This is a genomic window from Polaromonas potterensis (assembly GCF_033446725.1).
In the GTDB taxonomy this organism is placed as follows: domain Bacteria; phylum Pseudomonadota; class Gammaproteobacteria; order Burkholderiales; family Burkholderiaceae_C; genus Polaromonas.
This window is the reverse complement of record NZ_JAWQLX010000004.1, coordinates 1-24,278: the sequence shown is the minus strand read 5'-3', so window position 1 is coordinate 24,278 and position 24,278 is coordinate 1. Positions and strand designations below refer to the sequence as shown.

The following is a 24,278-nucleotide window of genomic DNA, read 5'->3' as shown; positions in this document are numbered from 1 at the left end:
TAAATGTCAGTTTACAGCATGACAGGCTATGCAGCCGTCCAATCCAGTCCAGCACGAACGGCCGCGGAGACAGACGCCAGCTCAGACAGCAACGCGCGCCTCGGGGTCGAAATACGTTCGGTCAACAGCCGGTTTCTGGACCTGGCCTTTCGCCTGCCCGACGAACTGCGGCAGGCCGAGCCGGCGCTGCGCGAGCTGCTGACCGGCAAGCTCAAGCGCGGCAAAGTCGAAATGCGCGTATCCCTGGAGAGCAATACCGGAAGCAATCTGCGCGCCCCGGCGGCGGCCACGCTGCAGCGCTTGGGCTCCCTGGAAGACACGGTGAAGTCCTGGCTGCCCAACGCCCGAGCCCTGAGCGTCGCCGATATTTTGCGGCTCGCGGGCGGTGAGGACAAAACCACACACGATTTCAGCGAAGAGCTGCTCAAGCTGGCCAAAAAAGCCCTCAAGGAGCTGTTGGCCGCCCGGGAACGTGAAGGTGGCCGACTGGCGCAGATGCTGCTAGGCCATACGGCCCAGTTGCGCGTGCTGGCGGCCTCGGCAGTACCCATGGTCCCCAAACTGGTCGAGCAACAAAAAACCCGCTTCATGGCACGCTGGAAAGAAGCCATGGCGCTGAGTGATGGCAGCACCCTGCCGGAAGCGGCGCAAGATCGGGCCCTGACGGAAGCCACCTCGTTTGCGATACGCATCGACGTCGCGGAAGAAATCACGCGGCTGTCATCCCACCTGGACGAAATCGACCGTCTGCTGGCCGGCGGCGGTGAAATGGGCAAACGCCTGGATTTCCTGATCCAGGAATTGCACCGCGAGGCCAATACCTTGGGCTCCAAGTCGGGCTCGCTGGAACTCACCCATGTCTCGGTGGACATGAAAGTGCTGATCGAACAGATCCGCGAGCAGGTCCAGAACATCGAATAACGTTTGCCCCAGGCATTAAATTTACAACCCTCACAACCCATTGTTATGGACTACCCCGGAAACCTGTTTGTTGTCGCCGCACCCAGCGGCGCTGGAAAATCCAGCCTGGTCAAGGCACTGATGGAGCTGGACTCGCAAGTGCAGCCCGCGGTCTCGCACACCACCCGTGCACCCCGCGGGCAGGAAAAACACGGCCGCGAGTACTTCTTTATCTCGGCTGAAGAATTTGACGGCATGGTGCTGCGCGATTCCTTCCTCGAATGGGCCCATGTGCACGGCCAGCGTTATGGCACTTCGCGGCAAACCATTGAGGAGCGCGTGGCGACAGGCGCCGATGTGATCCTGGAAATCGACTTCCAGGGCGCCATCAACATCAAACGTATCTTCAGCAACGCGGTCCTGATCTTCATCCTGCCGCCCAGCTGGGAAGAGTTGCGCGCACGGTTGGAGCGCCGCGGTGAAGACGCGCCCGAGGTGATTGAACTGCGCCTGAAAAACGCGGCCATCGAGATGGCTCAAACCCATGAATTCGACTTCGTTATAATCAACGAGTTATTTGAACGAGCGGTTTTTGACATGAAAACCATTGTTCATGCTCAGCGGCTCAAGTTTGCGGCACAACGACGTGCCCGTGCCGAGACCTTCAAAGCCCTGCACATCGCCTAGCTTTCCGCTATCCCGCTATTCCCATTTAACCCGGAGATTCTCATGGCCCGCATTACTGTTGAAGACTGCCTGGAAAAAATCCCCAACCGCTTTCAGCTGGTTCTGGCTGCCACCTACCGCGCCCGCATGCTTAGCCAGGGTCATGCACCCAAAATCGAAAGCAAAAACAAGCCTGGCGTGACTGCCTTGCGCGAAATCGCCGAAGGCAAAATCGGCCTGGAAATGCTGAAAAAAGTCCCGAACTGATCATTCCCGACGCACTAAAAAGCACCGCTTGACGGTGCTTTTTTGTTTCTGCCAACAAGCCTAAAACCCGTGTTTTGCATGTTTTCTCGGCGCCACGATACATTTAAGGCATGAGCGCCCTGGTTTCCCCTGCTGTAAACACCAAATCGACCCCGGCTGCCGTCAACGCGGCTGCGGCAAGTTTTGCTGTACTGACGGCCAAACTCGACTACATGAGCGCCGAGGACGTCGACAACGTCCGGCGCGCCTACCGTTTTGCCGATGAAGCGCATCTGGGCCAGATGCGCAACGGCGGCCTACCCTACATCACCCACCCGATTGCCGTCGCCCAGCAATGCGCCGAGTGGAAGTTGGATGCGCAAGCCCTGATGGCCGCGCTGCTGCATGACGCGATCGAGGACTGTGGCGTTACCAAGCCGGAACTGATCGAGCGTTTTGGCGCCCCGGTCGCGGAGCTGGTGGATGGCCTCACCAAGCTGGAAAAGCTGGAGTTCAATACCCGCGAAGAAAACCAGGCGGAATCTTTCCGCAAGATGCTGCTGGCGATGGCGCGCGATGTGCGCGTCATACTTATCAAGCTGGCGGACCGCAGCCACAACATGCGCACGCTCAGCGATGTGCCCCGCAGCAAGTGGACTCGCATTTCGCGCGAGACACTGGACATCTACGCGCCGATTGCCCACCGCCTGGGCCTGAACTCCACCTATCGCGAACTGCAAGACCTGGCCTTCCAGCATTTGTACCCCTGGCGTTATGCCACGCTGACCAAGGCCCTGACACGGGCCCGCGGCCGCCGGCGCGATGTCATCAAACGCGTCCAGTCCGAGGTCGAAGCGGCCTTTGCGGGCGCAAACATTCAGGTGCACATCTATGGCCGCGAAAAAGCCCTGTATTCGATCTATCGAAAGATGGACGAAAAACACCTGTCTTTTGCCCAGGTAACCGATATTTACGGCTTTCGCATCATCGTCGGCGGCGTCACCGGGTGTTACACAGCGCTGGGGGTCTTGCACCAGTTGTACAAGCCACTGCCCGGAAAATTCAAGGACTACATTGCGATCCCCAAGATCAACGGCTATCAGTCGCTGCACACCACGCTGGTAGGCCCTTTTGGCACCAGCATCGAGTTTCAGATACGGACCGAAGCCATGCACATCGTGGCGGAGTCCGGTGTCGCCGCGCATTGGTTGTACAAGGCCACCGATCCGGAAAGCGATGCGTCGCAGCGGCTGGGCACCCAATGGTTGCAGTCCCTGCTGGACATCCAGCACGAGACACGCGACGCCGCCGAGTTCTGGGACCATGTCAAGATCGACCTCTTTCCCGACGCCGTGTATGTGTTCACGCCGAAAAGCCAGATCATGGCCATGCCGCGCGGCGCAACCATTGTCGATTTTGCCTATGCCATTCACAGCGACGTGGGGCACCGCGCCGTCGCGGCCAAGGTCAACGGCGAGCAGGTGCCGCTGCGCTCCGAGTTGCGCAACGGCGACGTGATCGAGATCATCACCGCATCGGTCTCCAGCCCCAACCCGGCCTGGCTGGGTTTTGTACGCACCGGCAAAGCACGCTCGAAAATTCGCCATCACCTCAAAACCATGGCGCTGACCGAATCGCAGGATCTGGGTGAAAAAATGCTGGCGCAAGCCTTGCGGGCCGAAGGCATAGAACGCCTGCCCCATGACGACGAAGCCAACCACGGCCTCTGGGAAAAAATACTGCGTTTTTCCGGCAACCGCTCCCGCGCGGACCTGCTCACCGATATCGGGCTGGGCAAACGCATCGCCAGCATGGTGGCCAAACGCATCGTCAGCCTGTTGGCCGAAACCGGCGAAAAACCCGACCCCTTGCTGATGAGCCGCGAGCGTTACACCGCGCACGAATCGATTTCGCAAGGCGCGCTGGTACTCGACGGCAGCGAAGGCGCGTCGGTGAAATTCGCCACCTGCTGCCGACCGATTCCGGGCGACGGGATTGTTGGCTATCTGGGCCGCGGCGAAGGCCTGGTGGTTCACACCGACGACTGCACCGTCGCCAAAAAACTGCAACACCGCGACAGCGAGCGTTTTATCGCCGTCGACTGGTCGGACGAACCGACGCGGACCTTTGAAACCGGCTTGCTGGTGACCGTCTCCAACGGCAAGGGGGTGCTGGCACGGGTCGCCTCCGCACTGGCCAGCGCGGAAGCCGACATCACCCAGGTGGACATGGCCCAGGAAGCCGCACAGGATGCCACCGACCTGCGTTTTGGCGTGGCGGTGCGCGACCGCATCCATCTGGCCTCGGTCATGCGGGTTGTTAAGCGAACGCCATCAGTTTTGCGGGTCCAGCGCGCGAAACCCGGGGTCTGATAGCGCCTCACGTTTGTCGCTTCGCGCATTGCACTGCCCACCGGGGGGGGGCTAATTCCCCTCTGGGGCGATCAAGTGGGAAATTGATTACTCAGGCACTTGGCGCTGGGTAACTGACCTGTAGCACCTCAATGTCCCGGAGCCCGCCCGGGGTGGCCAGCTTCACTTCATCGCCCACCCGTGCCTTGAGCAATGCGCGGGCAATCGGCGAAATCCAGCTGACCTGGTTGAGGCCGCTGTCCGCTTCATCGATGCCAAGAATGGTCACGGTCTGCTCAACACCGCTGTCGTCAACATAAGTCACCGTGGCGCCAAAAAATACCTGGTCAAGGCCATGGTGCACGGCAGGGTCTGAAATTTCCGCAATCTCAAGCCGCTTGGTCAAAAACCGGATGCGCCTATCAATCTCGCGCAGGCGTTTTTTGCCATAGTGGTAATCCCCGTTCTCCGAGCGGTCGCCATTGCTGGCGGCCCAGTGGACGATTTCCACCATCTTGGGACGTTCGTTGTCGATCAGGTCGAGGAGTTCCGCCTTGAGTCGGGCGTAACCCTGAGGCGTGATGTAGTTTTTGCCACCGGTCGGAAGCGCTGGCAGAGCCAGCTCATCATCTTCGTCCGCGTCGGCTTCTTTGGTGAAAGCTTTGCTCATGATGAGCCTGCAAGAGTAAATCAGGACATAGTAACGAAAAACCCCTAGAACATCACTGTTCTAGGGGTATCGTTTGGTGCGGCTGGCAGGAATTGAACCCACGACCCCTTGGTTCGTAGCCAAGTACTCTATCCAACTGAGCTACAGCCGCTAAGCCTCGAATTATAGCCTACTTTATGGGTGGTAGTACGTGAGTAGCTCAAACACTCGACCAAAGGATTATGAGCTCCCGCTAAAAGTGGAGGCTTAGTACAGGCTGATGAACGGCACCGCATCCAATAAAAGCAGAAAGTAGTTTGTTGACGGTAACTTAGCGTAGTTTTGGTAAATGGGACAAACATGATGGGTGTTCCGCAATTGTTCCGAGGCAGCTCTTGGCGACTTATGCACATGAAAATATACAAAGTAGGCTGTGAAGGCCCGGCAGTGCAGGGATTCGGCGCCAAGGCCGAGATCAACTATGTAGAGGGTTATCCGGTTGTCGAGAATGCAGCCGATGCCGTGGCGCTGGCGGCAAGCGTGGCGACCGAGCTGGTTGGCAAGGACCACGTGACAACCGAATTTCCGCGCATGATGGGTAGCGAAGACTTCGCCTACATGCTGCAGGCTTGCCCGGCGCGTTAATTCGCATCGGCAATGGGCCGTCCGAAGGTGGCCGAGGGCTGCACAACCCGAGCTATGACTTTGATGACGCGAATCTCACGGTGGGCGCGGCTTTCTGGAGTCGCGTAGCCGAGCAGTTCTTGATCTAGACATGCGCAGCGCGTGAACCAACGTGAAGCGCATGGGCGCCCGAGTCCGCCCCGTCATGTTGCGGCTGCCGCCATGGGGACGCCGCGCCAGCGCCTCCGTTTACTTGATGATCACCGGGTATTCCTCGTCGAAGGATTCGGCACCTTGTCCTAAACGGTGGACGAGCGCGCAAAAGGATTCCGCGAGGCGCTGACTAAAACCCACTAACGCAGCGTAGCGCCAGACAGGGAGCCCGGCGGCACCCCGTTTCTCCAGGCTACCTGCACCGAGACACGGGCGGCGCCGCTACAACAGAGAGGACTACTCGACCTTGCCAATTCGCTGAACCACCTTCGCCATGACGGCCGCGTCCTGGGTCACGAATTTTGCGAATTCTGGGGTGTCCTGGTACTGCACATAGGTTCCGGCGGTTTGCAAAGATTGCACAGCACGTGCATCGCTGGCTGCAAATTTTGCGGCTTCCCGGAGCTTGGCCACCACGGCATCGGGTGTCGAAGCCGGCACAAAAAGCCCTGTCCACTGGGAGTAGGTCACGGGAATGCCGAGTTCCTTCAGGCTGGGAACGCCCGGAAGCGTCGGAAGACGTCCCTCACCCCATTGCGCCAAGGCTCTCAGTTTTCCCGCCTGGATATGACTGGCGACCGTAGAAGGGCCCGTGGCGAGGAGATCGACTTGACCACCCAGAAGTGCGACCACAGCCGGCCCTGCGCCCGTGTACGGAATGTGCAACACGGAGGTATTGGTGGCCGCCTTCATTTGTTCGACGGGCACGTGCATGGTCCCGTAGTTTCCCGAGGAGCCGAAGGTGTAGTTGCCGGGCTTGGCCTTGGCGGCCGCGCTGAACTGCTTGAAGTCCTTCCAGGGGCTGCTGGCATTCACCACCAGCACGACCGGATCGGCCGTGAAGCGCGCGATGGGCTTCAGCTGCGACAAGGTGAACATAGGCGGGCGCTTGAGCACGACATCGGCTTCGGGCAACACCACGATGGACGACAAGGCCATCAACACGCTGTAGCCATCGGGCTTGGCCTTGGCGACCTGCGACATGCCAATGCCACCGCCGGCACCGGCCTTGTTCTCGATCACCACGGGTTGCTTCAGGTAACGACTCATGGCCTCTGCGATGGGCCGCGCGACGATGTCGGCGGCACCCCCCGGTGGGAAGGGCACGACCATGGTGATGGCCTTGTTGGGGTAAGCCTCTTGCGCCATACCCGGCAACGCTGTGAAAAGCGCATTCACGGCAACGCCGACCAGCACCCAGGTCTTGCTTGAGTAGTTCATAAAGTTGTCCCCGTTATTCAATCATTTGCTTGAAGGCGCAGAACGCAAGTGCTGCGCAAGGCACGCCATGCGGCGTGCCAGTGTCATCACACGGCGCGGACGCGGTTGTTCAACTCGCCGAGGCCAGTCACCGCGACGCGAACCAGATCGCCGTCCTTCAGGAACTTCGGCGGTGTGAAGCCGATGCCGACGCCTACTGGCGTGCCGGTCGCGATGATGTCGCCGGGGAGCAGCGTCATCGCCTTCGACAGGGTCGCGATCAGGGTTGGCACGTTGAAGATCAGGTCGCTCAGCACGCCGGTCTGGCGCAGCTCGCCGTTAACCCAGGTCTGAACCTTGAGCGAATCGATGGTCGACTCGTCCGAGGTCGATATCCAGGGGCCAACCGGACAGAAGGTGTCCAGCGACTTGCCGAGGAACCACTGCGCATGGTTCTTCTGCAGGTCGCGTGCCGTCACGTCGTTGATCGCGACAAAGCCGAACACCTTGCCGAGCGCGTCGGCTGGCGAAACATTCCGGCATTCGGCACCGATCACAACACCAATCTCGCCCTCATAGTCAACGGATGTGGTGTGCGCAGGGTCGAAACGGATGTCGTCTGTCGGGCCGGCCAGCGAGGTCGTGGCCTTGGTGAAGATTTGCGGAAACGCGGGCACGGCAGCTGCACCGCTGGTAGCGTTGAAACCGCTCTTGTCAAATTCAGCTGCGTGCTCGGTGTAGTTCTTGCCAACAGCGAAGATGTTGCGCACGGGCACCGAGATGGGCGACAGGAAGGTGACGTCGGCGAAGCCGGCTTCGCCTTCCTTGAGCAGGTTCAATTCTGCCGCGGTGATGCGGCGCTCGATCACGGCTTGCACCGGGTTCAGATGCTGGGCAAAGCTGCCGCCAATAATGGTGACCTTGCTGCTGGCCTCATCGACCAATACCATGCGCACACGACCCTGATAAGAAACACGTCCGATTTTCATAACACTCCAATTGGTTCATCAAAACAACCCAATATGTCTTGATTGGGTTAATTCTAGAACCAATAAAGGCATTATTTAATGTTTTTAACGATTTTTCTTGTAACTCTCCCCTAAAAATCGCACACACCTCCAAATACATTGGTTCAAATTGGGCTTATTGGTGACCGCCAAGTTGATCCCTTTGTTATGATTTGGGATTCAAGGGAACAACAATGGACAACGCGGCGGTACTGAAGGACGCAATCCTGGGCAAGCTCAACTCAGGCGAATGGGGTCCGGGGCATCGAATCGATACGGAGCGACATCTCAGCGAGTCCTTCAACATCGGCAGATCAACGGTGCGTCGGGTCCTGGCGCAGCTGAAAGTGGCCGGATTCATCACCCAAACCGTGGGAAGCGGCACCTATGTCAGCAGGGAATTTCAAGCGCAAGCTTTGACGCCTGATCCTGCGGCCGGTGTCACCGCGGCACTGGTAAGCATCCCGGGCAGCGTGAGTCCCGCCGAGCTGATGGAATTCAGGTTTGCCATTGAGCCGAGCATCGTGGAGATGATCATTCGCAACGCCTCCCAGAGCGACTTTGCAAAAATGGCACTTTGCTGCGACAAGGCCGAGGCGGCCGAAAGCATGGAGGAGTTCGAAGTTTGGGACGGAAAACTTCACGAGACCATTGCGCTGGCCGCTCACAACTCCCTCGTCACCCATGTCTTTCAATTGATCAATCGGGCCCGAGATCAGGACGACTGGGGCGCACTCAAACGCCACAGCCTGACGCCGGAACGGCGTCTGTCATACCAGGCGGAACATCGCCAACTGGTGAGTGCATTGACAGACCGTGACCTGGTGCGTGCTGTAACCTGCACCAGGGACCACCTGCTGCATGTCAGGCGGAATCTGCTGGGTTCTTGACTTTCCTGTTGGTCGCTACCTGGGCATCGCCAGGGAGAGGCCGCCGATGAGGCTGATCGCCATTCAACTCAACTGTGATCCGCAAAAAATCATCAAGGACGCAGACGATCTGGCCAAGCAACTTGAGACCAACGGCGTCGATGTTCCTGCGCGCAAAGACGAGACCAACAAAGCAGCCTTGTTGGTGGGGCTGGAATTACTGCTCGCGCTAATGTCCAAGAGGCAATCGAAGGCACTCGCTTGCACGGGAATTGGCATAAATTTGGCATAAATTGCACCAAAACCCAGAAACAAAAAAAGGACTTACTCTCGTAAGTCCTTGATTTTGCACACCATCAAGGTGGTAGGGCGTCACGGACTTGAACCGTGGACCAAAGGATTATGAGTCCTCTGCTCTAACCAACTGAGCTAACGCCCCACGTCGCCAAAACAGATTGTACGGTGCTACTTGCTGTGACTCAGCGCGCTGCTCACCATCTTGGCTGTAATGTCGACGATTTGAATCATTTTTTCATAAGGCATACGCATGGGGCCAATGACGCCCAAGGTACCTACCACCTGGCCGTCCACCTCGTAAGGCGCGGTCACCACCGACAGTTCCTGATAAGGCACAACCTGGCTTTCGCCGCCGATATAGATACGCACGCCTTCGGCGCGGCTGGAGACATCAAGCAGGCGCATCAACTGGGCTTTTTGCTCGAACAGGTCAAACAATTTGCGTAGATTACCCATATCGCCCGAAAAATCGCTGACAGCCAGCAGATTGCGTTCCCCCGACACCACCACCTCGTCGCGCGATTCAATGGCTTCAGAGCTGACCTGCACAGCCGCCTGCATCAGGCTGGCGATTTCGCCGCGTAGGGCTTCGACTTCGTGCTGCAGGCGCTCGCGGACTTCCTCGATGGCCATGCCCGCGTAATGCGAGTTGAGAAAATTGGACGCTTCGACGAGTTGGGTCTGGGTGTAATCGGTCTCGGTGAAGATGACACGGTTTTGCACATCGCCATCGGGCGACACGATGATGACCAGAAAACGCTTTTCAGACAGGCGTAAAAATTCGATGTGGCGAAACACCGAGGTACGGCGCGGGGCCATCACAACACCGACAAACTGCGACAGGCTGGACAGGATGTTGGCGGCGTTGCTGAACACTTTTTGCGGCTGGTCCGGCGCCAGGCGCGGCGCGGCCAGCGGCCCGCCGACCGAAAACTGGTCCCGCTGCATCGTCAGCATGGTGTCGACAAAGAGGCGGTAACCACGAGCCGTCGGTATCCGGCCGGCCGAGGTATGCGGGCTGACGATCAGACCCAGCTCTTCCAGATCGCTCATGACGTTGCGTATGGTGGCCGGCGACAGGTCCATGCCGGAGGCCCTGGACAGGGTGCGCGAGCCGACCGGCTGGCCGTCGGCGATGTAGCGCTCCACAAGCGCTTTTAACAACAGGCGGGCACGTTCATCAAGCATGGGGACATTCTACGAAGCTTGGGTCGCATGTTGTGATGTAATTTGAAGATGAAATCGCAATTTCGCCACGTCGCTCTCATTGGGAAGTACCACGCGCAGGGTTCACGCTCCGCGCTGGAAGAAATTGCCAGCTTTTTGCACACGCAGGGCTGCGAGGTGGCCCTGGAAGAGGAAACCGCCAGCAACACCGGCCTGACGCAGTACCCGGTGCTCAATGTGGCCGGTGTGGGCAAACATTGCGACCTCGCGCTGGTGGTCGGCGGCGACGGCACCATGCTGGGCATAGGCCGGCAACTGGCACAGTTTGGCGTGCCCATGGTGGGCATCAACCAGGGGCGGCTGGGTTTTATCACCGATATTGCTTTTGAAGATTTTCAGGCGGCGCTAGGCCCCATGCTGCGCGGCGAGTTCGAGGAAGACAGGCGCTGGATGATGCAGGCCCAGGTCATGCGTGACGGCCGCTGCGTCTTCAACGCCACGGCCATGAACGATGTGGTCGTCAACCGTGGTGCCACCGCCGGCATGGTGGAGCTGCGGGTCGAGGTCGATGGCCGTTTTGTCGCCAACCAGCGCGCCGACGGCCTGATCATTGCGTCGCCAACCGGCTCCACCGCGTATGCCTTGTCGGCCGGCGGCCCCTTGATACACCCGTCGATTGCCGGCTGGGTGCTGGTGCCGATTGCGCCGCATACCTTGTCGAACCGGCCCATCGTCTTGTCCGACGCCGGCGAGATCACGGTCGAAATCGTCGCCGGCCGCGATGCCAGTGCCAATTTCGACATGCAGTCGCTGGCCACCTTGCTGCATGGCGACCGCATCACCGTCAGGCGTTCGGAGTTCCAGATGTGCTTTTTGCATCCCAAGGGCTGGAGCTACTTCGATACCCTGCGTAAAAAACTCCACTGGAATGAAGGGGTGGCATGAGCCTGAAAAACATCTCCCTGCGCGACTTTGTCATCGTCCACGAACTTGCGCTGGACCTGGAAGACGGTTTCACCGTCCTCACCGGCGAAACCGGCGCCGGCAAATCGATACTGATAGATGCGCTGCAACTGGCGCTGGGCGCACGTGCCGATGCCGGCGTGGTGCGCGAGGGCGCACAGCGCTGCGAGATCAGCGCCACCTTTGATACACCCGCCACACTGGCCCCCTGGCTGGACCTGGCCGGTTTTGCGGCCGATGAGGAGTTGCTGCTGCGCCGCACCGTCGACATTCAGGGCAAAAGCCGGGCCTGGATCAATGGCAGCCCGGCCACCGCGACACAATTACGCGAGATCGCCGACCTGCTGGTCGACATCCACGGACAACATGCCTGGCAAAGCCTGACCCGGCCCGATGCGGTGCGGGGTTTGCTCGACGCCTACGCCGGCCTCTCGACCCAGGCCATACTTTTGCAATGGCAAAGCTGGCGCAACGCGTACAAGGCGCTGACCGAGGCGCGTGAAGCACAGGACAGCCTGCAGCGTGAGCGTGAACGCCTGGCCTGGCAAATCGGCGAGCTCGACAAGCTGGCGCCCGGCAACGACGAGTGGGACGAACTCAACACCCAACACAGCCGCCTGTCCAATGTGCAGGCCCTGCGCGACGCCGTACAAACCGCGGTCGATGCCCTGCAGGAGTCCGATGACAACGCGACCGCCCTGATAGGTCGCGCCCTCAGCTCGCTACAAAACCAGGCGCATATCGAGCCTGAATTCAAAGGGCTGACCGAGGTGTTGAGCAGCGCCCTGGCGCAAGTCGAAGACGCTGTGCATTCCTTACATGGTTACGCGCGCCATGCCGAGCTGGAGCCGCAGCGCCTGGCCGAGCTGGATGGACGCCTGGCGCTTTGGGTCAGCCTGGCGCGCCGCTACAAACGCACACCGGCCGAGTTGCCCGAGTTGCTGGCGTCCTGGCGCAGCGAGTTGCAAAAACTCGATGCGGCAGCCGACCTGCTGGGCCTGGAAAAAACCGAGCAGTCCGCCAAGGCGGCTTATATGGATGAAGCGCGTATCGTCTCCAAGGCGCGCAGCAAAGCCGCACCCTTGCTGGCCAAGGCCATCACCCAGGCCATGCAAGGCCTGGGCATGCAGGGCGGCAAATTTGAAGTGGCGCTGGCCACACTCGATCAACCGGCGCAACATGGCCTGGAACAAGCCGAATTCCTGGTTGCCGGCCACAGCGGCAGCACACCACGCCCGGTGGGCAAGGTCGCTTCGGGCGGCGAGTTGTCGCGCATTGCACTGGCCATCGCGGTGACCACCAGCCAACTCGGCCAGGCGCAGACCCTGATTTTTGACGAGGTCGATTCCGGCGTGGGCGGGGCCGTCGCAGAAACCGTGGGCCGTCTGATGAAACAGCTGGGCAAGGACCGCCAGGTCATGGCCGTCACCCACCTGCCCCAAGTCGCGGCCTGCGCCGACCAGCACCTGATGGTGGCCAAACGCACCGACAAGGGCCAGACCGCCAGCACCGTCGAGCCGGTGCACAGCGAACAACGTGTCGCCGAGGTGGCGCGTATGCTGGGCGGCGAAAAACTCTCGGGCACCACGCTGGCCCATGCCAAGGAGATGCTGGGGCAATGAAAACCGTCACCCCTCCCGCCCCGGCACCGACCCTGGACATGGTGCTGATCACCGGCATGTCGGGCTCCGGAAAATCGGTCGCCTTACATGCGCTGGAAGACACAGGCTATTACTGCGTGGACAACCTGCCGCCCGAGCTGCTGCTGGCCTTTGTCGCGCTGGAAAAAACGCACGCCTCACGCAAGGTGGCGATCGCGATGGACGTGCGCAGCGCCACCGCACTGCCGCAGGTCCCGCAGTATCTCAAGCAAATGCGGGCGCAAGGCGTGACCGTGCAGTCGATTTTTCTCGATGCCAGCACCGACACCCTGGTGCGACGCTTTTCCGAAACCCGGCGCTTGCACCCGCTGTCGCGCCGTGATGCATCGGACCAGCAGCGTGCCCTGGTGGATGCGATCAACGAAGAACGCGAGCTGCTGGGCGAGCTGCGCGAAAACGCCCATGTCATCGACAGCAGCATGATCCGCTCCTCGCAGCTGCAGGCTTATGTGAAAGCGCTGATCTCTTCGCCGGCTACCCAGTTGACCCTGGTGTTTGAATCGTTTGCCTTCAAACGCGGCGTGCCTGTCGACGCCGACTATGTGTTTGACGTGCGTATGTTGCCGAATCCGCATTACGAGTCAGGCCTGCGCCAACTGACCGGCAAGGATGCCGCCGTGGCCGCCTACCTGCAGGGCCATGCCGAGGTCGATGACATGTTTAATCACATCGAACAATTCATCAGCCACTGGCTGAAGGTCTTGCTGCGCGACCACCGCAGCTACGTGACCGTGGCCATTGGCTGCACCGGCGGCCAGCACCGCTCGGTCTACCTGGTCGAGCGGTTGGCCCAGGCCTTTAGCGCGCATTGGGTCACCCTCAAGCGCCACCGCGAGCTGGACGCCGTACCGTCCGCACCCGAGTCAGCGGGGAAACGCTCCTGATTCAATAGCTGCTTGCGCCCGCTACATAAGGGCTAGAGGCATATTTCTCTTAAGAAAAGGTCACTCCAGCCGGCTACAACCTAATCCAGCAGTTTTCGAATCGGTGCGGGCAAGCCCAGACCGGTCCAGGCCTCGTGCGTGAACCAAGCGCCCTCACCCGGCAAACGGGCGGCTTTGGCCTCACGCGCCGAAAGCACCAGCAACATGGGTGAAAGGCGCAAGTCCTTGTGTGTCAACACATGCACAAAAGGTTTGATCGCTTCCAGTCGCACCTGCTGCGCGGTCGGCAAGGTCGCCAGCAAGTCATCTTCGCTGTGAAACACCGGAAAACAATACAGCCCGCCCCAGATGCCGGACACCGGCCGGCGTTCCAGCCAGATTGCGCCATCGGCGCGCTGCGCCCACAACAGGCTCAGCGATTGCGCACTGCGTTTGAGTTTGCGCGTTTTGACCGGGAAACGTTCAGGCGTGCCACCGGCCAGGCCCCGGCACAGGGATTGCACCGGGCACAGCAGACACGAGGGCTGGCGTGTCGTGCAAATCGTGGCGCCCAGGTCCATGACACCCTGGGTGTAACGCGGCATGGCCTCGGCCAGGTTGCGGCGCGGCAGCAGCGCCGTGGCCATGGCCCACAAGGCACGCTCCTGGGCGCTGGAGGCGAGGTCGCCCGCAAAACCGGTCACGCGTGTCAACACACGTTTGACGTTGCCGTCCAGAATCGCCACGCGTTCGGAGTAACAAAAAGAGGCCACCGCCGCCGCCGTCGACGGCCCGATGCCGGGGAGGGTTTGCAGCAGTTCGGCGGTTTGCGGAAACTGGCCGCCGTGCAGACGCACCACGTCTTGTGCACAGCGGTGCAGGTTTCTGGCCCGGCTGTAATAACCCAGGCCGCTCCACAAACCCAGCACATCGTCGGCGGGCGCCGCGGCCAGATCCGCCACCGTCGGGAAACGCTGCAGGAAGCGGGTGTAATAGTCCAGCACCGTCACCACCTGGGTTTGCTGCAGCATGATTTCCGACAACCAGACACGGTAGGGATCACGTGTGTTTTGCCAGGGCAGGCTGTTGCGGCCATGGCTTTTTTGCCAACGCACAACCTGGGTGGCAAAAGCCGGGCTCAGCGCCGCGATCACGGCGGCCGACTCGGCCTCCGCCAGATCGGGAGATAACAAGGACAGGTCCGCGCCTGACGTGAGTGTCAACACCATACCGCGCTCAGGCGGCCAGGGTGATGGCGGTGACCTCGGCGGCAGCAGCCGCAGGCCGGACCAGCGTGACCTGCTCGTCTGCCGGGGCGCCGGTCAGTTGGGCCGTCAATTCACCGAGTTTGCCGTCCAGCGCATTGATCGCACGTTCGTGGCGATCAATTTCGTCAATGCGTTCATCCAGGCCGGTGGCGGCTTGCTGGATACGCTCAATCGCCTCCAGGCGGCGGCCGAAGTTGCGCCTGCGCTCTTTCAGTTGGGCATCTAACTGCGAGGCGGCCGACTTGTTCCAGAGTTCAACCTCGCCCAGCGCCGATTCGTAAACCACACGCAGCCGGGTGGCCAACGCGCGCACCAGGCGTTCGGAAAAATCAGGCTGGGCCAGCTTGAGGATGTTGGCCACACCCAGGTATTGCAAATGGCTGCGCTCGATCTGCGCCAGATCCTGCAGGAAACGGCCCATCTCGGGCTCTTTGGGCGCCTGCAGGGAAAAACCGAATTCGGCGTTGAGTTGCTTGAACGATCCGGCCAACATGTGCTGGATTTCCGCGCTGGTGTTTTGGGCTTTTTGCAAACTTTCCTGCAGCCGCGCAAAAGTCTGGCCATAGGCCTTTTTCACACCCAGCTTGATGCCTGGCTGTTTGAGCATCGCGGTCAGCTGGACCAGCTCGGTTTTGAGCGTAGGCGTGCCCAGCAGATTGAAAACTTCCCGGAGCAGTTTCAGGTGAATGGAGCGTACCGCCTGTATCTTGGCGCCGCTGGTGTTGAACTCGGCCTGCTCCTGCTCGATGCGCGAGCGCATGTGTTTGATCACCGAGGTGTTTTTGCCGCGCAGGCCACGCAGCTCAATCATCTGTTCGGCCAGGTCGCGGCGCCGGATATGGAGCACGCGGCCGGCCTCGGCACGCAACTCGACCATGCCGCCGGCCACCGCCGAGCGCAAAATTTTCTGCCGCTGGCCCATGACACCTTGTGCCAGCGCCAGTTCCAGCCCGGGCAGGCAGCTGGCCTGCAGCAGCTTGTCGTCGCCGGTGACTTTGGCCACCAGGCCTTTTTGGGCCGACACCGGAATCACCTGCGCCATAGGCAGTCCGAGAATGTCGGCAGAGGTCGCCCGCTGCCGGTCTATCTGGGCCTGGATTTGTTCGGGCGTGCTCAACGCGTCCCACAAGGTGTCGATTTTGTTGAGCACCACCAGGCGCGCATCATTGTCGTCGGTGATCAGGTGTTCACGCCAGATCGCGAGGTCAGACTTGGTCACGCCGGTATCGGCCGCCAGGATAAACACCACCGCATGGGCTTGCGGAATCAGGCTGACCGTCAGTTCCGGCTCGGCGCCAATCGCGTTCAGCCCCGGCGTGTCGAGGATAACCAGGCCTTGTTTGAGCAGCGGGTGCGCAATATTGATCAGTGCATGACGCCATTTGGGGACTTCTATCAAGCCGTCCGCACCCACCCTCGGGTTGTCGTCCGGGGTGTCGTCGTGCCAGAAACCCAGGGCAATGGCTTCTTCGCGGGTCACGTGGCGGACCTCGGCGACTTTTTCCAGGGCCTGTGCGAGTTGCACCGGGTCGTTCACATCCAGGTCGACGCGAGTCCATTTTTCCGGGACCATGCGCCATTCCATCAGCGCCTGGCTTTTCAGCCGGGTCTCGATGGGCAGCAAACGCAGGCAAGGCGGCACCTCTGCGTCATAACCAAGTTCGGTCGGACACATGGTGGTGCGGCCGGCGCTGGCCGGCATGATGCGCCTGCCGTAACCGGCGAAAAAGATGGCGTTGATGAGTTCGGATTTGCCGCGGGAAAATTCGGCGACAAAAGCCACCATGACCTTGTCCGAACGCACCTGCGACTCCAGCCGGAGCAAACGCTCTTCAACGGCGGCGTTGAGCAGGTCATGGTCTTTCAGCCATTCGGACAACAACTTGAGGCGCAAGGCGAATTCACGCCGCCAGGTGCCGTGCTGGTCAAATTGTTCGTTAAAAGACATGGTGGACTGTAGACATAGGTCAATCAATATAGCATCGCGCCCCCGAACCGGCCATCAAGGGCTGGGGGCGTTTTTCAGGGTTTCTGGCAGTTGACACAGAAAAAAGTGGAGCGCTGCCCTTGCCGCATGAGCCGGATAGGCGCAGCACAGACCTTGCAGGGCAAGCCGGCGCGGTCGTAAACCATGGCGTCCAGCTGGAAGTGCCCGCTTTCACCCTGGGCATTGGAAAAATCCTTCAAGGTGCTGCCGCCTTTTGTAAGCGCTTGTGACAACACCTCGCGAATCGCCGCGTGCAGTCTGGCGGCGCGCGGCTTGCTCAGGCGCGCGGCCCGCACCGTGGGCCGGATCCCGGCCATGAACAAGGCCTCGGAGGCGTAGATATTGCCGACACCAACCACAATCTCGCCGGCCATCAACACCTGTTTGATCGCGGTTTGCCTGCGCTGCAAGGCCTGGTGAAAAGCCAGCGCCTCAAAGTCGTCCGTCAGCGGCTCCACCCCCAGGCGCCCAAGCAGCTTGCGGGCCACGGCATCGTCTTCATCAGGCGCATACACCACCGCGCCAAACCGGCGCGGGTCGTGCAGACGCAGGCTGCCCACCGTGGTTAACATCTCAAAATGGTCATGTTTGCCCAGGGGCGGCAAGGCCTCGCCAAAACCCAGGCTGCCGGACATGCCCAGATGAATCAGCAACAGGCCGCCCGTGGTGTCTAGCAACAGGTATTTGCCACGCCGGCGCACCTGCAGCACGGTATGCCCCACCAGTTGCGCGCTGTCGCAACCCAAGGGCCAGCGCAGCGGCTTGCCCATGTGCAGGGCGATGATTTTGGCCCCGGCGATGCGGTCGGCAAAACTCAGGCGGGTCACTTCAACTTCAGGTAATTCAGGCATGGTTCTGGGCAATTGGTAAAGACGCTCCGCAGAGGCAGGGTGCTTGAATTATCATGGTTCGATGAAACAGCTTCTCTTTGTTTTCGGTACGCTTTGCCTGGCCCTGCCAGCCGTGTTGGCCCAGCCGGCCCCCGCCGCGCCGGACGCCGCCCGACCGCAAGCCCCCACCGAGGAACAAGCCCTCCCCCCACCGCCGCCGTCCCGCCTGGATGGCGCCTTGTTCTATGAATTGCTGCTTGGTGAAATCAATGTACGTGAAGATCAACCGGCCACCGGTTATGCGCTGATCCTGGACGCCGCGCGAAAAACCGGCGACGCCCAGCTATACCAGCGTGCGGCCGACGTCGCCTTGCAATCACGCTCCGGCGACGCCGCGCTGCAGGCGGTGCAGGCCTGGCGCCAGGCGCTGCCGGCGTCGCGGGAGGCCAATCGTTATCTGCTGCAAATCCTGGTGGCGCTGAACCGCATCACCGAAACCGTGGAGCCGATAAAAACAGAGTTGCAACTGTCGCCGCTGGACGAACGTTCCCAGGCCATTGCCACCCTGCCCCGACTGTTCGCCCGGGCCTCCGACAAAAAACTGGCCGCCGGCGTGCTTGAACAAGCCCTGGCCGAGCAGCTGGCCGCCCCCGCCACCGGCGCTGTCGCCTGGACCAGCGTAGGCCGCATGCGGCTGCTGGCCGATGACCCTACAGGTGCGCTGGCCGCCGCTGAACGTGCGCAGGCCATGGACCCGGCCTCCGAAGGCCCGGCCCAGTTGGGGCTGGAGCTGATGGACCCCAAGATGCCGCGCGCTGAAATTCTGGTTCAAAAATACATGGAGGGCAATCCCAAAGTCCTGCCGGAAATTCGCATGGGCTACGCACGCGAACTGATCGATGACCAGCGTTACGCCGAAGCCACAGCGCAATTGCAAGTGGTCACCCGCGACAAACCCGACCACCCCGAAGCCTGGCTGGTCCTGGGCTCGCTGCAGTTGCAGGACAACAAGCTTGATGTGGCGCAAACCTCCCTGCTGCGTTATGTCGAACTGGCGCAACCCACCGAAACTGCTGAACAAACCAGCCGCGGCCTGTCCCAGGCCTATTTGTCGCTGGCGCAACTGGCGGAAAAACGCCAGGACTATGCCGGGGCGGAAACCTGGTTGAGCAAAATCTCCAATTCCCAGGATCTGGTCCAGGCGCAAACGCGGCGCGCCTCGCTGTTGGCCAAACAGGGCAAGCTGGCCGAAGCCCGCCAGTTGATCCGGCAACTGCCCGAGCGCAAGCCCGAGGACGCACGTATCAAACTAATGGCGGAAGCAGGCCTGCTGCGCGAGCAAAAGGCCTACCAGGGTGCTTACGACCTGCTCGCGCAGGCCGTCACCCAGTTCCCCGAGGAGCCCGAGCTGCTTTACGACCAGGCCATGATGGCCGAAAAACTCGGCGCCCTGACCGACATGGAGCGCCTGCTGCGCCAGCTGATCCAGCGCAAGCCCGACTACCACCATGCTTACAACGCGCTGGGCTACTCGCTGGCCGAACGCAATATTCGCCTGCCCGAAGCCAAACAACTGATACAGAAAGCGCTGGAATATGCGCCAGCCGATCCCTTCATCCAGGACAGCCTGGGCTGGGTCGAATTCCGGCTGGGCAACAAGGCTGAATCCTTGAAAATTTTTCAAGCTGCCTACAAAACAAAACCCGACCCGGAAATCGCCGCACATTTTGGCGAGGTTTTGTGGAGCATGGGTCAACACGACAAGGCCGTGGCGATCTGGAAAGAAGGCCAGCTGATGGATCCGGGCAACGAAACGCTGCGCGCAACTATTAAACGCCTGCGCGTCAAGCTGTAATCCGGAGTGGCTGCCTTGACGATTTTTTTGCGACGTTTTTTCGCCCTGATTGCACCGCTTCTCTTTGCTACTATTTTTATAGCTGGTTGCGCCCACCCTACAGGGGCTACAAGCCAAAATGATGCAGATGCCTCAAGCTGGACAGGACGTATCAGCCTGCAGGTGCAAAGCGAACCGCCGCAAGCTTTTTTTGCCGGCTTTGAACTCCGCGGCACCCCCGTACAGGGCGAGCTGATGCTCAACAGTCCGCTGGGCACCAGCCTGGCCGTGCTGCGCTGGTCGCCAGGGGAAGCCGTGCTGCATTCCGGCGGCCAAGTCCAGCGTTTTGCCTCGGTCGATGAACTGATTGAAAAAGCCACCGGTGCGGCAGTGCCGTTGCAGGCGCTGTTTGACTGGCTGGGCGGCAAAAACACCGCTCTGAACGGCTGGAGCGCCGACCTGTCGCAACAGCCCGAGGGAAAAATTTCAGCCAGCCGGACCCAGCCACAACCGCGCACCGACCTGCGCATCGTGCTGGCACAGTGACCATGAAGCTGACCGAAATCTTGCGCGCCGCACCGCTGAAGGCGATTTACGACGTTGCCGCGCCGGCCAAACTCAATCTGTTTTTGCACATCAACGGTCGCCGCGACGATGGCTACCACTTGCTGCAGTCGGTGTTCATGCTGATCGACTGGTGCGACACCCTGCATTTCGAGCTGCGCAGCGACGGCCAGATCAGCCGCGCCGATCTGGGCACCGAGGCCAGCGAAGTTCTACCCGCCGAAGACTTGGTAGTACGCGCCGCCCGCGCGCTGCAAAAAGCCTGCAGCACCCCGCTGGGCGTCCACATCGGGCTTGAAAAACGTATTCCTTCGCAGGCCGGCATGGGCGGCGGCTCCTCTGACGCCGCGAGTTGCCTGCTGGCCCTGCAACGTTTGTGGGGCGTGAAACTGCCTCCAGCACAACTGCAAGCCATCGCCCTCAGCCTGGGCGCCGACGTGCCGTTTTTCCTCAGTGGTGGCAACGCCTGGGTCGAAGGTGTGGGCGAAAAAATCACACCGCTGCTACTGCCTCCCGCACGTTTTGTCGTGGTCAAACCACCTGCCGGTTTAGCCACCGATGCGATTTTTCGTTCGCCGAGCTTAAAACGCGATTCAGTTACTGCTACAATCGTAGGCTTTGCTGCACACTCAAATGGCTCGATTTACGGATTCGGCCGCAACGACTTGCAGTCAGTCGCGCAGACCTTGTGTCCGCAGGTTGGTCAATCACTTGATTGGCTCTCCATGCAGAATTTACAAGGTCGCATGACAGGCTCAGGAAGTGCTGTTTTTGCGCATATGTTGCACGACGTGGAACTTGCAGTTGCTCCAAGCGACTGGAAGATCAGGAAATGCAACAACCTGGAGGCACATCCTCTGGCCGCTTGGTAAAATAACGGTCATTGAATTTGTTTTCAGAAACAACGATTAAAGGGTTGGTTGTTGGTAGCTGCTGATTGTCATTTATGACCATCAGCAAATATTGACAACTGACCTGTGTAGGGGTGTCGCCAAGTTGGTTAAGGCACCGGATTTTGATTCCGGCATTCGCAGGTTCGACTCCTTCCACCCCTGCCAAAATTTTCGGTCTCCCGTGGGGAGGCCGTGCTTTTAGGCCCTGATACAAAGGGTCCGTGCTCGCTGCACTGTTGATTGACTTCAGCTAACGGCTTCGGGTTTTCGTACCATCCACACACAATGGATGTGTCACCCGAAACCCGCGCTTCAAGCCGCGTCGACATGGAATGGGTACAAAGCGCCTGTGTTCGATGCGGTTTTTGCCTTCCTACTTTCTTCAGCCACGATCCCCTCCTAGACATCCGCTGGGCCCCACATGCAAACGACGCACCACCCCGACTTCATGCTGTTCACCGGCAATGCCAATCCCGGCATGGCTTCTGAAATTGCCCAACATCTGGGCATTTCGCTGGGTGCAGCCCATGTAGGCCGTTTTTCCGACGGCGAAGTCACGGTCGAGATTCAGCAAAACGTGCGTGCGCGCGATGTGTTTGTGGTGCAGTCCACCTGCGCGCCCACCAACGAAAACCTGATGGAGCTGCTGATCATGGTGGACGCACTCAAACGTGCTTCCGCCGAACGCATCTCCGCCGTGATCCCCTATTTCGGTTATGCCCGCCAGGACCGCCGCCCGCGCTCGGCCCGTGTGCCCATCAGCGCCAAGGTTGTGGCCAACATGCTGCAAGCCGTGGGTGTTTCGCGTGTCCTGACCATGGACTTGCACGCCGACCAGATCCAGGGCTTTTTCGACATCCCCGTGGACAATATTTACGCCTCGCCGGTGCTGCTGGGCGATCTGCGCCAGAAGAACTACAACGACCTGATGGTGGTTTCGCCCGACGTTGGCGGTGTGGTGCGCGCCCGTGCACTGGCCAAGCAGCTGGGCTGCGACATGGCCATCATCGACAAGCGCCGGCCCAAGGCCAATGTGTCTGAAGTGATGCACGTCATTGGCGACATCGACGGCCGCAACTGCGTGATCATGGACGACATGATCGACACCGCCGGCACGCTGGTCAAAGCCGCTGAAGTGCTGAAAGAGCGCGGCGCCAAAAAAGTTTACGCCTATTGCACACACCCGATTTTTTCGGGTCCGGCGATCGAACGTATCGCCCAGGGCGACGCCCTCGACGAAGTTGTGATCACCAACACCATTCCGCTGAGCCAGAGCGCTCAAGAATGCAAAAAAATTCGCCAACTCTCCGTGGCCCCGCTGATTGCCGAAACAATCCAGCGTATTGCCAGCGGTGAGTCGGTCATGAGTTTGTTCTCGGACCAGGACAACCTGTTCTGATCTGAAACAAAAAAGCCGGCTGCATCTTGATGCGGCCTTTTAATGTCGGGGTGAGCTGGTCGCGGCCCACCTCTTTTGGAGAAATAGTATGAACTTCGTCGCTTTTGAGCGCGCAAAGCTGGGCACGGGTGCGAGCCGCCGTCTCCGCATCACGGGCCGCACGCCCGGTATCGTTTATGGTGGCACCGCTGAGCCGACGCTGATCGAAATCGATCACAACGCACTCTGGCACGCCATCAAGAAAGAAGCGTTCCACGCTTCCATCCTCGATATGGAACTCGGTGGCAAGACTGAAAAAGTGTTGCTGCGTGATCTGCAAATGCACCCGTTCCGCCAACTGATTCTGCACATCGACTTCCAGCGTGTTGATGCCAAGACCCGTCTGACCATGAAAGTGCCACTGCACTTCAGCGGTGAAGAAGAGTCCCCAGCCGTCAAGGCCGAAGGCTGCCTGGTCAACCACGTGGTGACCGAGCTGAACATCTCCTGCCTGCCGAAAGACATCCCTGAATTCATCGCCGTTGATTTGACCGGCCTGAAAAAGGGTAGCTCGCTGCACGTCAAGGACATCACATTGCCCAAGGGCGTGAAGTTCGTGGCCAAGGGCCAGGAAAACCCCGTGCTGGTGTCTGTTTCTGCCGTCTCGGCCGAAGCCGAAGCCGATGCGGCCGCAGCTGCTGCAGCCGCAGCACCTGTGGATCCCAAGGCCGCCAAGGCTGCCGCAGGCAAGGAAAAAGCGGCCGCCGCCAAGCCTGCTGCCAAGAAATAATTCCACATACCCTGTGGCATTGGCCTGAAAAGGTCAGCGGCCCTTGTCCTCCCCGGAGGCCAAGGGCCGTTTTTCTTGAGGCCGGCCATCTGCTGCACCGATAATCCCGGTGGCGGGGCGCACAACGCCAGCCCCGCACTCCTTTCTCACCACACCGCATGATCAAACTCTTTGTTGGCTTGGGCAACCCGGGCCCCGAATACGAAGCCACCCGCCACAACGCCGGTTTCTGGTGGACAGACGCCCTCGCACGCGAACTCAAGGTGTCGCCCGCGCTGGATAAAAATTACCATGGCCGTGTGGCCCGTACAACGATCAACGGCCAAACCATCTGGCTGCTCGAGCCTCTGACCTTCATGAATGTGTCGGGCAAATCCGTCGCCGCCCTGGCGCGTTTTTTCAAGATCGCGCCCAACGAAATCCTGGTCGCCCACGACGAACTCGACATCATTCCCGGCCAGGCCAAACTCAAGTTCGGCGGCAGCCACGCCGGCCACAACGGCCTGCGCGACATCCATGCCCAGCTCGGCACCGGCGACTACTGGCGGCTGCGCATCGGCGTGGGCCATCCGGGCGTGAAGTCCGAGGTGATCAACTGGGTGCTGAAAAAACCCTCGCAAGAACACCGCGTGGCGATTGAAGACAGCATCGCCCGATCGCTCAAGGCCGTGCCGGCGTTGCTGGCCGGCGAAATGGAAAAAGCCACAATGCTGATCCATACCAGTGCACCGCCGCGGCCCAAGCCACCGCGCAAGCCAGATGTGCCGAGTGCTGCCGAGAACGATTAAAGGCTAGAGGCGTCACGCTGCGCCTGTGGCTTGCGTGAAACAGTAGGACGAACTCCCCACTCCCACCCCTAACCCCTTACAGGGACTTCCCACGTAGTCAAGCATTGTTCGTGATAAGTTTTCCTTGGTGACGGTTTTCTTGCTTTATCGTGAAATTGATGGTGCGAGGCAACGGGAACAGACTGCACATCTACAGACGGGCTTGATGCATTGCTTGTTCAATGCGACCCCAGATACGAACCGCTCGGCAGGGCCCCATTCCGTTCCCGT

At 60.1% G+C, this 24,278-nt stretch carries 23 protein-coding genes and 3 tRNA genes; 17 read left to right on the top strand and 9 right to left on the bottom strand.

What is annotated here, in order from left to right; translation table 11 throughout:
- The first annotated feature begins 3 nt into the window (after positions 1-3).
- From R6254_RS08890 to R6254_RS08875, 4 genes are all read left to right on the top strand, one after another.
- Positions 4-921: a YicC/YloC family endoribonuclease gene (locus R6254_RS08890; RefSeq protein ID WP_318406132.1), complete on the top strand. Its 918-nt coding sequence runs from the start codon at positions 4-6 to the stop codon at positions 919-921.
- Between the two features lie 45 nt (positions 922-966).
- The gene (gmk, locus tag R6254_RS08885) at positions 967-1,587 is read left to right on the top strand and encodes a guanylate kinase (RefSeq protein ID WP_318406130.1); all 621 of its coding nucleotides are present in this window, start codon (positions 967-969) and stop codon (positions 1,585-1,587) included.
- Positions 1,588-1,629: 42 nt separating this feature from the next.
- A complete protein-coding gene (gene rpoZ, locus R6254_RS08880; protein WP_318406128.1) occupies positions 1,630-1,833 on the top strand; it encodes a DNA-directed RNA polymerase subunit omega in 204 nt (67 codons plus the stop codon).
- Positions 1,834-1,943: 110 nt separating this feature from the next.
- Complete coding sequence (locus R6254_RS08875) at positions 1,944-4,184, top strand: RelA/SpoT family protein (RefSeq protein ID WP_318406126.1); 2,241 nt, start codon at positions 1,944-1,946, stop codon at positions 4,182-4,184.
- Positions 4,185-4,275: 91 nt separating this feature from the next.
- Here R6254_RS08875 and greB read toward each other — a convergent pair whose 3' ends face one another.
- Both greB and R6254_RS08865 read right to left on the bottom strand, forming a co-directional pair.
- Positions 4,276-4,833 (bottom strand): transcription elongation factor GreB, encoded by a 558-nt coding sequence (gene greB, locus R6254_RS08870; protein ID WP_318406124.1) that lies wholly within the window; start codon positions 4,831-4,833, stop codon positions 4,276-4,278.
- 74 nt (positions 4,834-4,907) lie between these two features.
- Positions 4,908-4,984, bottom strand: a tRNA-Arg gene (locus R6254_RS08865).
- A gap of 239 nt (positions 4,985-5,223) precedes the next feature.
- On the opposite strand from R6254_RS08865, the gene R6254_RS08860 reads away from it, so the two are divergent.
- Positions 5,224-5,457 (top strand): M20/M25/M40 family metallo-hydrolase, encoded by a 234-nt coding sequence (locus tag R6254_RS08860; protein ID WP_318406122.1) that lies wholly within the window; start codon positions 5,224-5,226, stop codon positions 5,455-5,457.
- Between the two features lie 429 nt (positions 5,458-5,886).
- Here R6254_RS08860 and R6254_RS08855 read toward each other — a convergent pair whose 3' ends face one another.
- Positions 5,887-6,870: a Bug family tripartite tricarboxylate transporter substrate binding protein gene (locus R6254_RS08855; RefSeq protein ID WP_318406121.1), complete on the bottom strand. Its 984-nt coding sequence runs from the start codon at positions 6,868-6,870 to the stop codon at positions 5,887-5,889.
- Positions 6,871-6,956: 86 nt separating this feature from the next.
- Positions 6,957-7,838, bottom strand: coding sequence for a fumarylacetoacetate hydrolase family protein (locus R6254_RS08850; RefSeq protein ID WP_318406120.1), 882 nt, complete (start codon positions 7,836-7,838; stop codon positions 6,957-6,959).
- Positions 7,839-8,050: 212 nt separating this feature from the next.
- Between R6254_RS08850 and R6254_RS08845 the strand changes: the two genes are divergently transcribed.
- Positions 8,051-8,746, top strand: a complete 696-nt coding sequence (locus tag R6254_RS08845) for a FadR/GntR family transcriptional regulator (protein WP_318406118.1) — start codon at positions 8,051-8,053, stop codon at positions 8,744-8,746.
- Positions 8,747-8,792: 46 nt separating this feature from the next.
- On the top strand, positions 8,793-9,017 hold the full coding sequence (locus R6254_RS08840) for a hypothetical protein (protein WP_318406116.1): 225 nt from the start codon (positions 8,793-8,795) through the stop codon (positions 9,015-9,017).
- Positions 9,018-9,087: 70 nt separating this feature from the next.
- Here the strand turns inward: R6254_RS08840 and R6254_RS08835 are convergent.
- Together R6254_RS08835 and hrcA are read right to left on the bottom strand one after the other, a co-directional pair.
- Positions 9,088-9,164: transfer RNA gene (locus R6254_RS08835), tRNA-Ile, on the bottom strand.
- A gap of 26 nt (positions 9,165-9,190) precedes the next feature.
- Positions 9,191-10,210, bottom strand: a complete 1,020-nt coding sequence (gene hrcA, locus R6254_RS08830) for a heat-inducible transcriptional repressor HrcA (protein WP_318406114.1) — start codon at positions 10,208-10,210, stop codon at positions 9,191-9,193.
- 48 nt (positions 10,211-10,258) lie between these two features.
- On the opposite strand from hrcA, the gene R6254_RS08825 reads away from it, so the two are divergent.
- Genes R6254_RS08825 through rapZ form a run of 3 tightly spaced genes read left to right on the top strand, consistent with a single transcriptional unit; the run spans position 10,259 to position 13,697 of the window.
- Positions 10,259-11,134: an NAD kinase gene (locus R6254_RS08825; protein ID WP_318406112.1), complete on the top strand. Its 876-nt coding sequence runs from the start codon at positions 10,259-10,261 to the stop codon at positions 11,132-11,134.
- Positions 11,131-12,774: a DNA repair protein RecN gene (gene recN, locus R6254_RS08820; RefSeq protein WP_318406111.1), complete on the top strand. Its 1,644-nt coding sequence runs from the start codon at positions 11,131-11,133 to the stop codon at positions 12,772-12,774. The genes R6254_RS08825 and recN overlap by 4 nt, the downstream gene beginning before the upstream one ends.
- The gene (gene rapZ / locus R6254_RS08815) at positions 12,771-13,697 is read left to right on the top strand and encodes an RNase adapter RapZ (RefSeq protein WP_318406109.1); all 927 of its coding nucleotides are present in this window, start codon (positions 12,771-12,773) and stop codon (positions 13,695-13,697) included. The genes recN and rapZ overlap by 4 nt, the downstream gene beginning before the upstream one ends.
- 80 nt (positions 13,698-13,777) lie before the next feature.
- On the opposite strand, the gene mutY is transcribed toward rapZ, so the two are convergent.
- The 3 genes from mutY to mutM all read right to left on the bottom strand — a co-directional run bounded on the left by mutY (position 13,778) and on the right by mutM (position 17,782).
- Positions 13,778-14,905, bottom strand: a complete 1,128-nt coding sequence (gene mutY, locus R6254_RS08810; protein ID WP_412103140.1) for an A/G-specific adenine glycosylase — start codon at positions 14,903-14,905, stop codon at positions 13,778-13,780.
- 7 nt (positions 14,906-14,912) lie between these two features.
- The gene (locus tag R6254_RS08805) at positions 14,913-16,892 is read right to left on the bottom strand and encodes a dynamin family protein (protein ID WP_318406107.1); all 1,980 of its coding nucleotides are present in this window, start codon (positions 16,890-16,892) and stop codon (positions 14,913-14,915) included.
- A gap of 74 nt (positions 16,893-16,966) precedes the next feature.
- Positions 16,967-17,782 (bottom strand): bifunctional DNA-formamidopyrimidine glycosylase/DNA-(apurinic or apyrimidinic site) lyase, encoded by an 816-nt coding sequence (mutM, locus tag R6254_RS08800; protein WP_318406105.1) that lies wholly within the window; start codon positions 17,780-17,782, stop codon positions 16,967-16,969.
- Between the two features lie 61 nt (positions 17,783-17,843).
- On the opposite strand from mutM, the gene R6254_RS08795 reads away from it, so the two are divergent.
- The 7 genes from R6254_RS08795 to pth all read left to right on the top strand — a co-directional run bounded on the left by R6254_RS08795 (position 17,844) and on the right by pth (position 24,008).
- Positions 17,844-19,616, top strand: a complete 1,773-nt coding sequence (locus R6254_RS08795) for a tetratricopeptide repeat protein (RefSeq protein WP_318406103.1) — start codon at positions 17,844-17,846, stop codon at positions 19,614-19,616.
- 6 nt (positions 19,617-19,622) lie between these two features.
- Positions 19,623-20,141, top strand: coding sequence for a lipoprotein insertase outer membrane protein LolB (locus R6254_RS08790; protein ID WP_318406102.1), 519 nt, complete (start codon positions 19,623-19,625; stop codon positions 20,139-20,141).
- Between the two features lie 35 nt (positions 20,142-20,176).
- Complete coding sequence (gene ispE / locus R6254_RS08785) at positions 20,177-21,031, top strand: 4-(cytidine 5'-diphospho)-2-C-methyl-D-erythritol kinase (protein ID WP_318406666.1); 855 nt, start codon at positions 20,177-20,179, stop codon at positions 21,029-21,031.
- Positions 21,032-21,140: 109 nt separating this feature from the next.
- Positions 21,141-21,217, top strand: a tRNA-Gln gene (locus R6254_RS08780).
- A 256-nt stretch (positions 21,218-21,473) separates the two neighbouring features.
- Positions 21,474-22,451 (top strand): ribose-phosphate pyrophosphokinase, encoded by a 978-nt coding sequence (locus R6254_RS08775; protein WP_318406101.1) that lies wholly within the window; start codon positions 21,474-21,476, stop codon positions 22,449-22,451.
- Positions 22,452-22,539: 88 nt separating this feature from the next.
- Positions 22,540-23,220: a 50S ribosomal protein L25/general stress protein Ctc gene (locus R6254_RS08770; RefSeq protein ID WP_318406100.1), complete on the top strand. Its 681-nt coding sequence runs from the start codon at positions 22,540-22,542 to the stop codon at positions 23,218-23,220.
- Positions 23,221-23,378: 158 nt separating this feature from the next.
- Positions 23,379-24,008, top strand: a complete 630-nt coding sequence (gene pth / locus R6254_RS08765; RefSeq protein ID WP_318406099.1) for an aminoacyl-tRNA hydrolase — start codon at positions 23,379-23,381, stop codon at positions 24,006-24,008.
- Positions 24,009-24,278 lie beyond the last annotated feature (270 nt).

Bases quoted from the DNA above. Each gene is read 5' to 3' on its own strand.
- recN (WP_318406111.1), top strand. From the start codon at position 11,131: ATGAGCCTGAAAAACATCTCCCTGCGCGACTTTGTCATCGTCCACGAA.
- rpoZ (WP_318406128.1), top strand. From the start codon at position 1,630: ATGGCCCGCATTACTGTTGAAGACTGCCTGGAAAAAATCCCCAACCGC.
- R6254_RS08825 (WP_318406112.1), top strand. From the start codon at position 10,259: ATGAAATCGCAATTTCGCCACGTCGCTCTCATTGGGAAGTACCACGCG.
- mutY (WP_412103140.1), bottom strand. From the start codon at position 14,905: ATGGTGTTGACACTCACGTCAGGCGCGGACCTGTCCTTGTTATCTCCC.
- R6254_RS08795 (WP_318406103.1), top strand. From the start codon at position 17,844: ATGAAACAGCTTCTCTTTGTTTTCGGTACGCTTTGCCTGGCCCTGCCA.
- R6254_RS08775 (WP_318406101.1), top strand. From the start codon at position 21,474: ATGCAAACGACGCACCACCCCGACTTCATGCTGTTCACCGGCAATGCC.
- greB (WP_318406124.1), bottom strand. From the start codon at position 4,833: ATGAGCAAAGCTTTCACCAAAGAAGCCGACGCGGACGAAGATGATGAG.
- pth (WP_318406099.1), top strand. From the start codon at position 23,379: ATGATCAAACTCTTTGTTGGCTTGGGCAACCCGGGCCCCGAATACGAA.
- rapZ (WP_318406109.1), top strand. From the start codon at position 12,771: ATGAAAACCGTCACCCCTCCCGCCCCGGCACCGACCCTGGACATGGTG.
- R6254_RS08850 (WP_318406120.1), bottom strand. From the start codon at position 7,838: ATGAAAATCGGACGTGTTTCTTATCAGGGTCGTGTGCGCATGGTATTG.
- mutM (WP_318406105.1), bottom strand. From the start codon at position 17,782: ATGCCTGAATTACCTGAAGTTGAAGTGACCCGCCTGAGTTTTGCCGAC.
- R6254_RS08890 (WP_318406132.1), top strand. From the start codon at position 4: ATGTCAGTTTACAGCATGACAGGCTATGCAGCCGTCCAATCCAGTCCA.
- R6254_RS08875 (WP_318406126.1), top strand. From the start codon at position 1,944: ATGAGCGCCCTGGTTTCCCCTGCTGTAAACACCAAATCGACCCCGGCT.
- gmk (WP_318406130.1), top strand. From the start codon at position 967: ATGGACTACCCCGGAAACCTGTTTGTTGTCGCCGCACCCAGCGGCGCT.
- R6254_RS08770 (WP_318406100.1), top strand. From the start codon at position 22,540: ATGAACTTCGTCGCTTTTGAGCGCGCAAAGCTGGGCACGGGTGCGAGC.
- R6254_RS08860 (WP_318406122.1), top strand. From the start codon at position 5,224: ATGAAAATATACAAAGTAGGCTGTGAAGGCCCGGCAGTGCAGGGATTC.
- R6254_RS08855 (WP_318406121.1), bottom strand. From the start codon at position 6,870: ATGAACTACTCAAGCAAGACCTGGGTGCTGGTCGGCGTTGCCGTGAAT.
- R6254_RS08845 (WP_318406118.1), top strand. From the start codon at position 8,051: ATGGACAACGCGGCGGTACTGAAGGACGCAATCCTGGGCAAGCTCAAC.
- R6254_RS08805 (WP_318406107.1), bottom strand. From the start codon at position 16,892: ATGTCTTTTAACGAACAATTTGACCAGCACGGCACCTGGCGGCGTGAA.
- hrcA (WP_318406114.1), bottom strand. From the start codon at position 10,210: ATGCTTGATGAACGTGCCCGCCTGTTGTTAAAAGCGCTTGTGGAGCGC.
- R6254_RS08840 (WP_318406116.1), top strand. From the start codon at position 8,793: ATGAGGCTGATCGCCATTCAACTCAACTGTGATCCGCAAAAAATCATC.